Source organism: Blastococcus sp. TF02-8 (assembly GCF_003319175.1).
Classification (GTDB): domain Bacteria; phylum Actinomycetota; class Actinomycetes; order Mycobacteriales; family Geodermatophilaceae; genus Blastococcus.
The window spans coordinates 429,286-443,019 of sequence record NZ_QOHK01000002.1; the positions used below are offsets into that span (position 1 = coordinate 429,286).

At 74.6% G+C, this 13,734-nt stretch carries 15 protein-coding genes; 10 read left to right on the forward strand and 5 right to left on the reverse strand.

Going from position 1 to position 13,734, the window contains the following annotated elements; genetic code table 11:
• Positions 1-13 precede the first annotated feature (13 nt).
• Both DQ237_RS06180 and DQ237_RS06185 read left to right on the forward strand, forming a co-directional pair.
• Positions 14-841, forward strand: coding sequence for a sulfurtransferase (locus DQ237_RS06180; protein WP_113798189.1), 828 nt, complete (start codon positions 14-16; stop codon positions 839-841).
• A 6-nt stretch (positions 842-847) separates the two neighbouring features.
• Positions 848-1,144 carry a DUF1416 domain-containing protein gene (locus tag DQ237_RS06185; RefSeq protein WP_113798191.1) on the forward strand — a complete coding sequence of 99 codons (297 nt, stop codon included), beginning with the start codon at positions 848-850 and terminating at the stop codon, positions 1,142-1,144.
• Positions 1,145-1,196: 52 nt separating this feature from the next.
• On the opposite strand, the gene DQ237_RS06190 is transcribed toward DQ237_RS06185, so the two are convergent.
• Positions 1,197-2,957: a SpoIIE family protein phosphatase gene (locus tag DQ237_RS06190; protein WP_113798193.1), complete on the reverse strand. Its 1,761-nt coding sequence runs from the start codon at positions 2,955-2,957 to the stop codon at positions 1,197-1,199.
• A gap of 88 nt (positions 2,958-3,045) precedes the next feature.
• Entirely contained in the window at positions 3,046-3,270 is a 225-nt protein-coding gene (locus tag DQ237_RS19890; RefSeq protein WP_205730092.1) for a DUF4184 family protein, read from the reverse strand.
• A 183-nt stretch (positions 3,271-3,453) separates the two neighbouring features.
• Here DQ237_RS19890 and DQ237_RS06200 point away from each other — a divergent pair, with 183 nt between their 5' ends.
• Both DQ237_RS06200 and DQ237_RS06205 read left to right on the forward strand, forming a co-directional pair.
• Complete coding sequence (locus DQ237_RS06200) at positions 3,454-3,987, forward strand: FABP family protein (protein WP_113798195.1); 534 nt, start codon at positions 3,454-3,456, stop codon at positions 3,985-3,987.
• Positions 3,984-5,705, forward strand: coding sequence for a DUF885 domain-containing protein (locus DQ237_RS06205; protein WP_113798197.1), 1,722 nt, complete (start codon positions 3,984-3,986; stop codon positions 5,703-5,705). Before DQ237_RS06200 ends, DQ237_RS06205 begins: the two co-directional genes overlap by 4 nt.
• Positions 5,706-5,719: 14 nt before the next feature.
• On the opposite strand, the gene DQ237_RS06210 is transcribed toward DQ237_RS06205, so the two are convergent.
• The 3 genes from DQ237_RS06210 to DQ237_RS06220 all read right to left on the reverse strand — a co-directional run bounded on the left by DQ237_RS06210 (position 5,720) and on the right by DQ237_RS06220 (position 9,071).
• Complete coding sequence (locus tag DQ237_RS06210; RefSeq protein WP_113798199.1) at positions 5,720-6,454, reverse strand: hypothetical protein; 735 nt, start codon at positions 6,452-6,454, stop codon at positions 5,720-5,722.
• Between the two features lie 320 nt (positions 6,455-6,774).
• Positions 6,775-8,151 (reverse strand): Na+/H+ antiporter NhaA, encoded by a 1,377-nt coding sequence (nhaA, locus tag DQ237_RS06215; RefSeq protein WP_113798201.1) that lies wholly within the window; start codon positions 8,149-8,151, stop codon positions 6,775-6,777.
• 71 nt (positions 8,152-8,222) lie between these two features.
• Positions 8,223-9,071, reverse strand: a complete 849-nt coding sequence (locus DQ237_RS06220; protein ID WP_113798203.1) for an aminotransferase class IV — start codon at positions 9,069-9,071, stop codon at positions 8,223-8,225.
• A gap of 39 nt (positions 9,072-9,110) precedes the next feature.
• Between DQ237_RS06220 and DQ237_RS06225 the strand changes: the two genes are divergently transcribed.
• The 6 genes from DQ237_RS06225 to DQ237_RS06250 all read left to right on the forward strand — a co-directional run bounded on the left by DQ237_RS06225 (position 9,111) and on the right by DQ237_RS06250 (position 13,628).
• Positions 9,111-9,569 carry a Fur family transcriptional regulator gene (locus DQ237_RS06225; protein ID WP_113798205.1) on the forward strand — a complete coding sequence of 153 codons (459 nt, stop codon included), beginning with the start codon at positions 9,111-9,113 and terminating at the stop codon, positions 9,567-9,569.
• A 2-nt stretch (positions 9,570-9,571) separates the two neighbouring features.
• Positions 9,572-10,675, forward strand: coding sequence for a folate-binding protein YgfZ (locus DQ237_RS06230; protein ID WP_205730093.1), 1,104 nt, complete (start codon positions 9,572-9,574; stop codon positions 10,673-10,675).
• A gap of 64 nt (positions 10,676-10,739) precedes the next feature.
• A complete protein-coding gene (locus tag DQ237_RS06235) occupies positions 10,740-11,300 on the forward strand; it encodes an aerial mycelium formation protein (protein ID WP_113798209.1) in 561 nt (186 codons plus the stop codon).
• A gap of 8 nt (positions 11,301-11,308) precedes the next feature.
• Positions 11,309-12,262, forward strand: a complete 954-nt coding sequence (locus DQ237_RS06240) for an asparaginase (protein ID WP_113798211.1) — start codon at positions 11,309-11,311, stop codon at positions 12,260-12,262.
• Positions 12,263-12,350: 88 nt separating this feature from the next.
• Entirely contained in the window at positions 12,351-12,815 is a 465-nt protein-coding gene (locus DQ237_RS06245; protein ID WP_113798213.1) for a helix-turn-helix domain-containing protein, read from the forward strand.
• Between the two features lie 30 nt (positions 12,816-12,845).
• A complete protein-coding gene (locus tag DQ237_RS06250) occupies positions 12,846-13,628 on the forward strand; it encodes a hypothetical protein (RefSeq protein ID WP_113798215.1) in 783 nt (260 codons plus the stop codon).
• Positions 13,629-13,734 lie beyond the last annotated feature (106 nt).

Consider the following 13,734-nt stretch of genomic DNA (forward strand, 5'->3'; position numbering starts at 1 on the left):
CGGAGGGAAATCCATGAGCCGCACCGACGTGCTCGTCAGCGTCGACTGGGTCCAGGAGCACCTGGGCCAGCCCGGCATCGTCCTCGTCGAGGTCGACGAGGACACCAGCGCCTACGACGGCGGCCACATCGAGGGCGCCGTCAAGCTGGACTGGAAGAAGGACCTGCAGGACCCGCTGCGCCGCGACTACCTGGACAAGTCCGCCTTCGAGGCGCTGCTGTCCTCCCGTGGCATCGCCAACGACGACACCGTCGTGCTCTACGGCGGCAACAACAACTGGTTCGCCGCCTACGCCTACTGGTACTTCAAGATCTACGGCCACCGCGACGTGAAGCTCATGGACGGCGGCCGCAAGAAGTGGGAGCTCGACGGCCGCCCGCTGTCGAAGGACGCCGTAGAGCGCCCGGCCACCCAGTACCAGGCCGCCGAGCCGGACTTGTCGATCCGCGCCTTCCGCGACGAGGTCGTGCAGTCCATCGGCAGCAAGAACATCGTCGACGTCCGCTCGCCCGACGAGTTCTCCGGCAAGATCCTCGCCCCCGCCCACCTGCCGCAGGAGCAGTCGCAGCGCCCGGGCCACGTGCCCACGGCGATCAACATCCCGTGGAGCAAGGCGGCCAACGAGGACGGCACCTTCAAGAGCGACGAGGAGCTGGCCAAGCTCTACGGCGAGCAGGGCTTCGACCCGAGCAAGCCCACCATCGCCTACTGCCGCATCGGCGAGCGCTCGAGCCACACCTGGTTCGTGCTGCGCGAGCTGCTCGGCAACAGCGACGTGAAGAACTACGACGGCAGCTGGGTCGAGTACGGCTCGCTGGTCGGCGTCCCGATCGAGAAGTGAGCTGACATGTGCGGAGCGCCGAAGCAGGGCGGTGCCCTGGCGGGGATCGACCTGAGCACCCAGACGGTGATCCAGGGCTCGGTGTGGCACGAGGGTGCGCCGGTGGCCGGTGCCTACGTCCGGCTGCTGGACGGCACCGACGAGTTCACCGCCGAGGTCGTGACCAGCCCGGAGGGTGAGTTCCGGTTCTTCGCCGCCCCGGGCGAGTGGAAGCTGCGCGCCCTGGCCCCGGGCGGCAAGGGGCAGCGGGTGATCGAGGCCGAGGTTGGCCTGAACGAGACCACCGTCGTCCTCGACGCCTGAGGAAAGCCGCAGGGCCCGCTCTCGCACCGCGAGGGCGGGCCCTGTCGCGTTCTCAGCCGAAGGTGGGCGGCAGCCGGTTGGGACCGGCCTCCGGCGGCCGGGGCCGGTCCTCCGGGAAGGTGCGGACGGCGACGATCGCGACGTCGTCGGCGCCGGCCTCGGGTACCAGGCGGGCGAGCACCTCGTCGAGCAGGTCCTCCAGCGGCCGGTCGCCCAGGTCTCGGAGCACCTCGTGCAGCCGGCGGGTGCCCTCGTCCAGGTCGATGTCCCGGCGCTCGACCAGCCCGTCGGTGAACAGCAGCAGGGTGTGGTGGTCGGGCAGGTCGACCACGTGGTCGGTGCGCGGCGCGTCGGGGTCGATCCCCAGCATCAGCTCCGGCCGGCTGGTCAGCTCGGTGACGGTCCCGTCGGGCGCGAGCAGGACCGGCGGCGGGTGCCCCGCGTTGCTCCAGCGCAGGAGCCGGGCGCCGGTGACCGGCACGTCGGGGTGGCGCTCGATGCGGGCCAGGACGCCGGTGGCGAGGGTCGAGACGGCCAGCCCCTGCGCGGCGTGCTCGACCCGGGTGAGGGTGGCGGCGGGCGCGTCGTCGGAGTCGTAGGCCAGCGCCCGCAGCAGACCGCGGAGCTGGCCCATGGCGGCCGCCGCGTTGCTGTCGTGGCCCACGACGTCGCCGATGGCGAGCATCGTGGCGCCGTCGGGCTGGAGGAACGCGTCGTACCAGTCGCCGCCGACCTGCGCCTCGTGCGCCGCCGGGCGGTAGCGCACGGCGATCTGGAGGTGGTCGGGCTCCGGCGGCGGGGTGAGCAGCGACTGCTGCAACCGATCCGACAGGGCGCGATCGCTGGCCGCCCGTGCGGCGAGGGCCTCGAGCTCGGCGGCCTGCTGCTGGGCCGCGAGCCGCTCGGTGAGGTCGCGGAAGGAGACGACCACACCGGTCTGGACGCCGCCTTCCTCGGTCGGGACGACGACCATCTCGACGGGGATGGGCGAGCCGTCGCGGCGCCAGAACGTCTCGTCGTCGGCGATGACGGTGCGGCCGGTGCGCAGCGCCAGCCAGACCGGGCACTCCTCCCGCGGGTAGGGGGAGCCGTCCCGCCGGTGGGAGTGGATCAGGGAGTGCTGGTCCTCCCCGAGCTGCTCGTCGGCCGGGTAGCCGGTCAGCTCCGCGGCGGCCGGGTTGACGAACTCGACCCGCCCGTCGGCGTCGAGGCCGTAGATGCCGTCACCGACGTTGGCCAGCACGCGCTCGCTGAGCGCCAGTGCCCGGGTCAGCTTGGCCTCGGTCTCCCGGAGCGCGTCGAGGTCACGCGCGCGGCTGGCCGCCACCTGCCGGAGGGTCGAGGCCTCCGCCCCGGCCGCGCGGGCCTCGGCGGCGGTGCGCTCGGTCTCCAGCCGGTCGGTGATGTCCATGCCGGTGGCCAGCACGTACTGCGGCTCGTCGCCCTCGCGGACCAGCTGCAGGGTGAAGTCGGCGACCCGCTCCGTGCCGTCGGCGAGGAAGTACGGGGTGGAGGCGCGGACCGGCTCCCCGCCGCCGGAGACGCCCCGGAACCAGTGCTCCACCCGCTGCTGCACCTCGACGCTGCCGGCCCACCAGCCGGTGCGCCAGAAGGGCAGGCCGAGCTGCTCGCCCCGGTCGAACCCGCAGCCCTCCAGCGCCAGGAGGTTGGCGGTCAGCAACCGCCCGTCGAGGTCGCACACGGAGGCGAACATGAACGCGGAGTCGTGCAGCACCGAGTACCAGGACGGGGTGCCGGGCAGTGCCTCGTCCGCCGTGGTCGGCGCCGTCCCTCCAGGGGCGGCCTCGGCCATCTCGATGTGTGCTCCTCGTGCTCGTGTCCGGGCTCGTCCCAGCCTGCCCCACAACGTCCGTGACCACCAGGAACGTTCCCTGTCGGGTTCACCGCATCGGGGAGGACCGTTCCGCCGTCGGTCCCAGGCGCCGGGCCGGCGCGAGCAGCAGGGCGACCCCCGCGGCGGCGCCCCCTCCGGCCGTGGCAGCCGCGAAGCCGGCGGCGCGGGGGCTCGGGTCGGGTGCCAGGCTGCCGGCCACGAGTCCCGAGGCCGGCAGGGGGGTGCGCAGGAAGGGCAGCACCGCGGCGGGATGGCTCCCGGTGAACGGCATGCGCCCTCCTCGGCTCGTCGTCCCGGAACCACGGTCCACCACCGTGCGGCCGGTGGCCGGGTGCGTCACTACGGTGGTTCCCATGGTTTCTGCCTGGGTCCTGGTCGTCCTGGCCGCCTGCGCGGCGCTGGGTTCCGGCTACGGGGCGGTCCGGCTGTCCCGTAGCCCGAAGGCGGCGCGGCGATGAGCGGGGAGACCGAGCTGCCGGTTCCCGACACCGCCGACGTCCGCAGCGGGCCGGAGGTCCCCCCGGAGCTGCTCTCGGTGCTGCCGCTGCTCGGCGAGTGGCACGGTGAGGGCCAGGCCGCCGGCACCGGCGGCGACCACCGCTTCGGCCAGTGGGTGCGGTTCGCGCACGACGGCCGGGGGTTCCTCGCCTACGAATCGCGCACCTGGCGGCTCACCGACGACGGGAAGATCGTCGGCCCCGACGTCCGGGAGTCCGGCTTCTGGCGTCCGATCGGTGAGGACGACGTCGAGCTGCTGGTCGCCTCGCCCGACGGGCTGGTCGAGATCTACGTCGGAACGGCGCGCACGACCACGAGCTGGGAGCTGAGCAGCGACGTCGTCGCGCGCACGCCCGACGCTCCCGAGGTGACCCGCTCCGTGCGGCTGTACGGCATCGTCGAGGGCGCGCTCATGTACGCCGTCGACCGCGCGGTCGGGGACGGCGAGCTGCGCCCGACGATGTCGGCCCGCCTGGAGCGCCTCCGATGACGCCGAGCACCGCGCCATCGCCCACCCGCCCGACCACCCCGCGCGAGGTCGCCGACGCCTACGTGGAGGCCGCCACCGAGCTGGATCCCACGCTGGGTACCGCGCTCGGCACCCGCCCCCGCGAGGACCGGCTGCCCGACACGAGCCCGGCCGGGCTGGAGGCCGAGGCGCGGCTGGCGCGCGCGACGCTCGCCGAGCTCGACCGCGTGCTGGCCGCCGATCCGGCACTGGAGGACGACCCGGTCGAGCGCCGCTGCGCCCGGCTGCTGCGGGAGCGGCTGGAGGCCGAGCTGGCCGCGCACGAGGCCGGCGAGGGCTTCCGGTCGCTGAACAACCTGTTCACGCCGATCCACTCGATGCGCCAGGTGTTCTCCATGATGCCGACGTCGAGCGAGGAGGACTGGTCGGTGCTCGCCCGCCGGATGGCGCGAGTGCCCGAGGCCTACCGCGGCTACCGGGAGACCCTCGCCGAGGGCGCCCGGCGCGGTCTGCTGGTCGCCCCCCGCCAGGTGCGCACCGTCGTGGCCCAGCTGGACGAGTGGCTGGCCGGCCCGTACTTCGCCGGGTTCGTCGCTCCCGGTCCCGACGCGCTGCGCGGGGAGCTGGACGCGGCGGCCCGTGCGGCCGACGCCGCCGTCGCCGAGATCCGGGACTACCTCCGCGACGAGTACGCGGATCTGGCCGCGGGGACTCCCGACGCCGTCGGCCGGGAGCGCTACGCCGTCGCGGCCCGGCGGTGGACCGGGTCGGACCTGGGCGCCGGGCGGGGGCTGGAGGAGGCCTACGCCTGGGGCTGGTCCGAGCACCGGCGGATCCTCGCCGAGCAGCGGGTCGAGGCGGAGAAGGTGCAGCCGGGCGCCACGCCGATGGAGGCGATGCGCTGGCTCGCCACGTCCGGCCCGGCCGTCGAGGGCGTCGAGGCGATCCGCGAGCGGCTGCAGCAGATGATGGACGACGCGATCGCCGAGCTCGACGGCACGCACTTCGACCTCGCCGACCCGGTGAAGCAGGTCGAGGCGATGATCGCTCCGCCCGGCAGTGCCGCGGCGCCGTACTACACCCGCCCCGCGCAGGACTTCTCCCGGCCGGGGCGCACCTGGCTGCCCACCCTCGGCCGCACCCGGTTCCCCCTGTGGGACCTCGTGTCGATCTGGTACCACGAGGGCGTTCCGGGCCACCACCTGCAGCTCGCGCAGTGGGCGCTGGTCTCCGGCGAGCTCTCGACCTACCAGACCTCGGTGGGCTCGGTCGGCGCCAACGTGGAGGGCTGGGCCCTCTACGCCGAGCGGCTCATGGACGAGCTGGGCTACTTCCGCGACCCGGGCGAGCGGCTCGGTTTCCTCGACGCGCAGCAACTGCGCTCGGTCCGGGTGGTCATCGACATCGGCATGCACCTGGAGCTGCCGATCCCCGACGACGCCGAGGGCGCGCTGGCCGAGCACCGCGGCCGCCCCTGGACGCCGGACCTGGCGCGGGCGTTCCTCGGCGAGCACTCCGGGGCCGAGGTCGCCTTCCTGGACAGCGAGCTGGTGCGCTACCTCGGCATGCCGGGGCAGGCGATCAGCTACAAGCTCGGCGAGCGGGCCTGGCGGCAGGGCCGGGAGGCGGCGCAGCGGGCCCGGGGCGCCGAGTTCGATCTCAAGGCCTGGCACATGGCCGCGCTGTCGCAGGGCTCGCTGGGCCTCGACGACCTCGAGGCGGAGCTGGCCCAGCTGTAACGGGACGGGGTCGGTCAGCCGCGGGGCGGCACCGGGTTCACGGGGTCGTCGGCGTGGCCGACCCGGTCACCGGGGTCGGCGGGCACGACCTCCAGGCCCGGGGCGGCCAGCAGCTCGGCGACGCAGGCCTCGCTCCCGCCCACGTAGGTGCTCATCAGGTCGATGTCGGTGGCCACGACCCACGCGCGGTCGGCCGGCCACCAGAGGTTGGCGCTCTGCTCCGAGGGCTCCGGGGCGAGGTTGCGGACCGCGTCGGCGACCGAGCCGTGGGCCAGCACGACGTCACGTGCGCGGGGCAGCGGCAGGCGGGGGGCGCCACGGAGCTCGGCGGTGTCGTAGCCGAAGCCGGTCCACCGGCCGAAGCAGCAGTCCCCGGGGGTGCTGGTGTGGCGGCTCAGCACGGCGACCATCCGGGCGGCGACCGTGCCCGGGAGGTGCCCCTCCGCGGGGGTGCCGTCCCAGGTGGGCGGCTGGCTGTCCTCGCTGGCGTACTCCCAGCCGCCGGTGACGGCGGGCCACTGCATCCGGGGGTGTGCGGTCGTCCCGTTCAACCGGGCGACGGCCGCCCAGGGGATCTCGACGTCGTCGTCGCCGTCGTAGCGGTAGGCCGGGTGCAGGACCCGTGCGTAGGCCGGGAACAGTGCCGGCACGAGCGACCCGACGGTGCTCCAGTGCGCGCGACCGACCGCCTCGGCGATCCAGGTGCCGACGGCGACGTCCCGCAGGATCGGCAGGCCGCCGAGCTGCACCTGACCTCCCCGGGGAACGGACAACCCCCGGGCTGTTCCGCGGCGCCCAGCCCTCGGTGAGGGGGAGCAGCACACGGGCCGACTGGACAATGGTCGGCGGCCCGGGGGTCGGGTGACTGTCCGGTTCTCGCTCGCCGCCGTACGACGGACGGGCGATTCGTGCCTCTCGTCCGGCTTCCACGCCGGACGGGCGGCCCATCTGGACGGCGGCTAGCGGACAGCCACCTCACGAGTCCTGTAGCTCAGCAAGTTACGGACCACCTCCTCTCTCGTGTACGTCGAAAGTACGACCGGGGGAGCGGGCCCTGCAACCGGATTGCTCAGCTGTCGGCGAACGGCCTGGTCGGGCCACCGGACGGCGTGTCGCTGGAGCCTCGCGTCCCCTCCGGGACGCGGTCGTCGACGGGATCCCAGGCGTCGGGGATGCCGTCGCTGTCGACGTCGGTGGTCTCCTCGAGCGCGATGCGCTTGTAGATGCGGTTGCGCGCCCGGAGGACGACGGTGGCCAGCAGCGCAGCGGTCAGCGTGCCCACCAGGACGCCCACCTTGACGTGCTCGTCGCGCTCGCTGCCCTGGCCGAACGCCAGCTCGCCGATCAGCAGCGAGACGGTGAACCCGATGCCGCCCAGCAGGGCCAGGCCGACCACGTCCCACCAGCTGAGGTCCTCGGCCAGCCGGGCACGGGTGAAGCGGGCCACCAGCCAGGTGGCCAGCGTGATCCCGACGGCCTTGCCGGCGACCAGCCCGACGACGATGCCGACGGCGACGGGATCGGTCAGGGAGTCGGTGAGCCCGGAGAGGCCGCCCACGGTGACGCCGGCGGCGAAGAAGGCGAAGACGGGCACGGCCACGCCCGCCGAGATGGGGCGGAACCGGTGCTCGAAGTGCTCGGCCATGCCGGGGCCGGCCTCGGGGCCACCGGCGGCCTGGCTGCGGATCACCGGGACGGTGAAGGCCAGCAGCACCCCGGCGACCGTGGCGTGCACGCCGGACTCGTGCACGAGCACCCAGGTGAGGACTGCCAGCGGGATCAGCAGCCACCAGGAACGGATGCGCTTCTGCACGAGGAGGCCGAACAGTGCCAGGGGGAGGAGCGCGAGCAGCAGCGGGGTGAGTGCGAGCGAGGAGGTGTAGAAGACCGCGATGATCGTGATCGCCAGCAGGTCGTCGACGACGGCCAGCGTCAGCAGGAACGTGCGCAGCGCGCTCGGCAGGTGGGTGCTGATGACGGCGAGCACCGCGAGCGCGAACGCGATGTCGGTGGCGGTGGGGATCGCCCAGCCGCCCAGCGCGCCGCCGTCGCGGAGGTTCACCAGGACGTAGAGGAGCGCCGGCACCGCCATGCCGCCCACTGCGGCGGCGACCGGGAGTGCCGCACGGCCGGCGTCGCGCAGGTCGCCGGCGACGAACTCCCGCTTGAGCTCGAGGCCGGCGACGAAGAAGAAGACCGCCAGCAGCCCGTCGGCCGCCCAGGTGCCCAGCGGCAGGTCGAGGTGCAGGGAGGAGGGCCCGACCTCCGTGTCGCGCAGTGACTCGTAGGCCTCCGCCCACGGTGAGTTGGCCCAGACCAGCGCGAGCACGGTGCCGACCAGCAGCAGGACGCCACCGACGGTCTCCTTGCGGAGCACCGAGGCGATCCGGCTGGCCTCGGTCCAGGAGCCGCGTCCGAACAGGCGACCGGTGGCGGGGGAGGACATGCGGGCGGCTCCAGGGGAGGGGTCGGGAAGGACGTTGCCGACCAGACTTCCCGGCGCACCGGTTGCCGAGGCTACCGGGCGAGCAGCTCCCGCACCCGCGCGGACAGGCCCCCGTCGTCGCGCCGGACGCCGTCCAGGGTGTGCACGGCCGCGGCACCCCGGACACCGGAGAGCAGCCACACGGCGTCGGCGGCGTGCAGGTCCTCGACCGTTCCGGGGGTGACCGCGGTCGGCCAGCCGTCGGCCTCGGCCTGCGCGAAGAGCCGCGCCTGGGTGGTGCCGGCGAGGATGCCGGTGTCCAGCGGCGGGGTGTGCAGCGTGCCGCCGGCGGCCCACACGACCGAGGAGGTCGGCCCCTCGAGCAGCCGGCCCTCGAGGCTGGTGAACACGACGTCGTCGGCCCCGACCGCGTGGGCGTGGCGCTGGGCGGCCATGTTGACCGCGTAGGAGAGCGTCTTGGCGCCGCCGAGCAGCCACGGTGCCGAGGCGCGGAAGTCCGCCGGGACGCCGAGGCCCAGGCTGACCACCGAGATGCCCTCGGTGCGCTGGCCCAGGGTGTCGGCGGGCACGGGGGCCAGCAGCGCGAGCGCCGTCGGCTCGTGGCCCTCACCCGGCCCGCGGGTGAGGAAGAGGCGGCAGACGCCCTCGTCGGCGGCCGGCCAGTCCGCGAGGACCGCGTCGATCAGCGCGCGCCAGGCGGCGTCCCCGGGGTGCGGGATGTCCAGCAGCCCGGCCGAGCGGACCAGCCGCGCGAGGTGGGCGTCGAGGCGGGGCGTGCCACCGTCCACCACGGCCACGGACTCGAAGACACCGTCGCCGCGGGCCAGGCCCTGGTCGAACGCCGTCACCACCGGCTGGTCGGCGGGCACGGCGACCGCCGCGCCGTCGCGCCAGACCGCCACCCTGCGCTGTTCCGTCACGACCTCCAGCCTGCCGCACCCGCGGCATAGGCTCACGGCATGGGTCCGGAGGAGGTCGCCGCGCCGCTCGCCGAGCAGCTGAGGGCGCGCGGGCTGCGGCTCACTCCTCAGCGGGCCCGGGTGCTGGCCGCCGTGAGCGCGCTGGCGCACGCGACGCCGGAGGCCATCGGCGCGCGGCTGCGTGACGAGGCGGGACCGGGTGGCAGCGCTCCCGACACCTCCACGATCTACCGCACGCTGGAACTGCTGGAGAGCCTGGGCCTGGTCTGGCACACCCACCTGGGCCGCGGGGCGCCGGTCTACCACGCGGCGGAGCGTCCGCACCTGCACGTCGTGTGCGCCTCGTGCGGAGAGATCTCGTCCGCGGCTCCGAACCTGCTGGACCAGGCGGCGGAACGTCTGGCGGCCGATCTGGGTTTCACCGTCGACGTCGGCCACGTCGCCCTGTCCGGGACGTGCCGGAACTGCCGCGAACGAGCCGCTGAGGAAAAGCCGTGACCGTGACCCCTTCACCCCTGCTGTCCCGCTCCGGCGCCGTGCCGGAGGAGGGCGGCGCGGTCGCGCTGCACTACGGCGACCCGCTGCGGGAGCAGTGGAGCCTCGCCGAGGGCGCCGGGCTGGTCGACCGCAGCGACCGAGACGTCCTCGTCGTCCCCGGGGCCGACCGGCTGTCCTGGTTGCACAGCATCACCAGCCAGCACTTCGAGCAGCTCGGGGACGGAGCCGGCAGCGAGGCGCTCGTGCTGTCCCCGAACGGGCACGTCGAGCACCACCTCGTGGTCGCGGAGCTCGGCGGCACCACCTGGGCCGACGTCGAGCCCGGCACGGGCGCGGCGCTGCTCGCCTCCCTCGAGCGGATGCGGTTCATGCTCCGCGTCGAGCCGCAGCTGGTCACCGGGGCGTGGGGGGTGCTGAGCCTCGTCGGCCCGCAGGGACCCGCCGTCCTGGCCACCGCCGGGCTCCCCGTCCCGGAGCGCGAGTACGCGGTCGCTGCGAACGGTGCCGGGTTCGTGCGCCGCATGCCGGCGATCGGCGACGGCGGGGCAGTGGTGTTCGACCTCGTGGTCCCGCGCCCCGACCTGGCCGCGGTCGCCGACGTCCTGCTCGCCGCAGGGGCCGTGGTCGCGGGCTCGTCGGCGTTCGAGGCACTGCGCGTGGAGGCCCGCCGGCCGCGGTTCGGCGTCGACAGCGACCACCGCACCATCCCGAACGAGCTGGAGTGGCTGAGCACCGCCGTCCACCTGGAGAAGGGCTGCTACCGCGGGCAGGAGACCGTCGCGCGGGTGCACAACCTGGGCCGGCCGCCGCGGCGACTGGTGCTCCTGCACCTCGACGGCGTGAGCGAGGACCTGCCGCAGCCCGGGGCCGAGGTGCTCGCGGGCACGCGCGCCGTCGGGCGGGTCGGCACCGTGGTGCGCCACCACGAGCTGGGCGTCGTCGCGCTGGCGCTGGTGAAGCAGTCGGTCGCCCCCGATGCCGCGCTCGTCGTCGGCGGCTCCACCGCCGCCATCGACCCCGACGACGCGCCCGCCGACCTCGACGACACCCGGGCGGCGGCGCGCGACCGGATCCGGGCGCTCCGGTCTGCGACGATCGGGAAGTGACCGCGGCGGGCGGCTGACCTACGCTCGCCCGGCGCCCGTCGACCACGCACCAGGAGGCCGCCCCGTGAGTCCGAAGCCGTCCCCCGCCGGGGGTGCCGCCGTCGACGCGCTGCTGGACCCGTCGTTCCTCGAGAGCGCCGTGCAGCGGCCGATGGGTGATGTGCGCCGGCTGCGCCGCGAGGCCGAGCAGCAGGAGGTCAACCTCTCCTACACCCGCCGCCTGCTCCAGGGGCGGCTGGACATCGTGCGCCGCGAGCTGCAGCGCCGCGCCGAGCACGACGGGCGGTCCCTGGTCGATCTGCTCCCGGAGATCCTCGCCGAGAAGGGCCGGGGCCCCGCGCACGGTCTGGGGCGGCACCAGACCGTGCAGCCGGCCAACCCGGAGGAGTACGAGTCCTGGGTCAACTCGCTGACCCCCGGGGCGGACCTGTCGGCGATAACCGACCTGACGGACAAGAAGCTCGAGGCGGCCGCGCGCTCGCTCGCCGACGCCGAGAAGGGCCTCTCGGAGCGGCGCCGCGGCGTGCAGCAGGTCATGGACGGGCTGGCCGCCGAGCTGGGCCGCCGCTACCGGGACGGCGAGGCCGACGTGGCCGCCCTCCTCGCCGACGAGGGTCGACACTGAACTGGCCGGTGAACCCCGTCCTCGTCGAGGTCCGGCGCTCGGGGTTCCTGGAGTCGGTGCACCGGGGGTCGCTCGTCGTCCTGGACGCCGCCGGGCAGGTGACCTTCGCCGCCGGCGCCGTGGACCGGCCCACGCTGCCCCGGTCGTCGAACAAGCCGGTGCAGGCGACGGTTCTGCTCGCGGCCGGCTGGACGCCGGGCTCGGGCGAGGAACTGGCCATCGCGGCCGGCTCGCACAGCGGCGAGGACGGCCACCGCGAGACCGCGGCCGCGATCCTGGCCGCGGCCGGCCTGGCCCCCGAGGCGCTCGGCTGCCCGCCGGCGCTGCCGCAGCACGAGCCGACGAAGGCGGCCTGGCTGGCCGCCGGGCGCGCCCCGGAGCGGCTGGCCATGAACTGCTCGGGCAAGCACGCGGGCATGCTCGCCGCCTGCGTGGCGGCCGGCTGGCCGACCGAGGGCTACCTGTCCCGGGAGCACCCGCTGCAGCAGGCGATCGAGGCGCGGCTGGCCGAGGCCGCGGGCGAGCCGGTGACGGCGGTCGTCGTCGACGGCTGCGGAGCGCCGCAGCACGCGCTCTCGGTGACGGGGCTGGCCCGGGGGGTGCTCTCGCTGGTGCAGTCGGCCGAGGGCACCGGTGAGCGCTCGGTGGCCGACGCCATGCGGGCGAACCCGTGGTTCGTGGCCGGCACCGGTCGTGAGGACACCGACCTCATGCGCGCGGTCCCGGGGCTGCTGGTCAAGGGCGGCGCCGACGGCGTGCACGTGGCCGCGCTGCCCGGGGCCGGGGTGGTCGCGCTCAAGCTCGACGACGGCGGCGACCGCGGACGCACACCCGCCCTCGCCGCCGGGCTCCGCCGTCTCGGCGTTCCGGCCGAGGTGCTTGCTCCCTGGGCGCGCACACCGGTCGGCGGCGGCGACGGTGTGGTCGGCGACGTCCGGGAATCCGCGGATCTAAACGCCTGAACGGCACGTTCGTCGTGTGAGGGTCTTCACGCCGATGTGCTAACTCCTCCGCTTGCAACTGCTAGCACTCGGGGCTAGCGTCGGTGACGTGCAGACCCCCGGTGAGTTCGTCCGCGAGCAGGTGACGACGGTCCGCGAGAAGGTGGACCGGGTCGCCGGCAGCGTGGCCGAGACGGTCGCCGAGGCGCCCAGCGTCTCCGCCGTCAGCTCGTCGGTGGGGGACTTCATCCGCGAGCAGCGCAGTGCTGCCCGGGTGTCGCTGCGCGAACTGGCCCGCAGCGCGGGGGTCAGCAACCCGTACCTGTCCCAGGTGGAGCGGGGTCTCCGGAAGCCGTCAGCGGAGATCCTCGCCTCGATCGCCCGGGGCCTGAAGATCTCGGCCGAATCGCTCTACGAGCAGGCGGGGATCCTCGACCGGCGCTCCGGGAACCCGGACACCGTGGCGGCGATCCGCTCGGACGACGCGCTGTCCGAACGACACAAGGCCGTGCTGCTCGAGCTCTACGAGACCTACGTCCGGGAGCACCGGGCCACCGCGCCGGCCGCCGGCTGAACCCCCACCCCACACCCCGAAGGAGTCGACATGACCCCCACCCAGACCGTGAAGCAGTACGGCGAGCTCGCCGTTGCCCAGGGCCGCACCCTCGCCGAGCAGGCCCGGACCCCGCTCCTGGCCGTCGTCGGCGCCGGTGACCTGGCCGTCGAGCGTGCCCGCACCGCGATCGCCTCGCTCCGCTCGCAGGCCGAGGCGCTCCCCGGTGAGGCGCAGGTCCAGGCCGACCTGGCCGTCAAGGAGGCCCGCACCCGGGCCACCGAGGCCGCCGACACCGCTCGCACCACCGCGCAGCAGCTGGCCACCGCCGTCCGTCCCGAGGCGCTGCGCAGCACCGTCGCCGGCCTGGTCGAGGTCGCCCGCACTTCTGCCGCCACCACGGTGGAGCAGCTGGCCGAGCGTGGCGCCGAGGTCGTCGAGGAGCTGCGTCGCCAGCCCGGCGTCCGCCGGATCGTGCGTCGCGCCGAGGCCGCCGTCGACACCGTCGAGGACACCCTCGAGGAGGCGCTCGAGGACGCTGCCGAGGCCGTGACCGACGCGTCCGACGAGCTGACCTCGATCGTGCAGAAGACCGCGGGCAAGGCCGCCAAGGCCGCCGCCAAGGCCGAGGAGACCGTCCGCGAGACCGCCGAGTCGACCAAGGCCTCCGTCGCCGAGGTCGCCGAGGAGGAGCCGGCGCCGAAGGCCAAGAGCACGGCCAAGAAGAGCAGCGCCGCCGCGGGCAAGAAGGTCGCCACCACCTCGGCCCGCGTGACCCGCGCCCGCTCCGCCCGGCGCAGCGACCCGACCGCGGTGCCGGCCAAGAAGAACTGACCTCACCCGGTCCCGTGAACCAGGGCCCCGGAGCTGCTACGGCGCTCCGGGGCCCTGTCGCGTCCGCACCCGACCCACCACAGGGTGACCGCTCGTGCGGGCGACC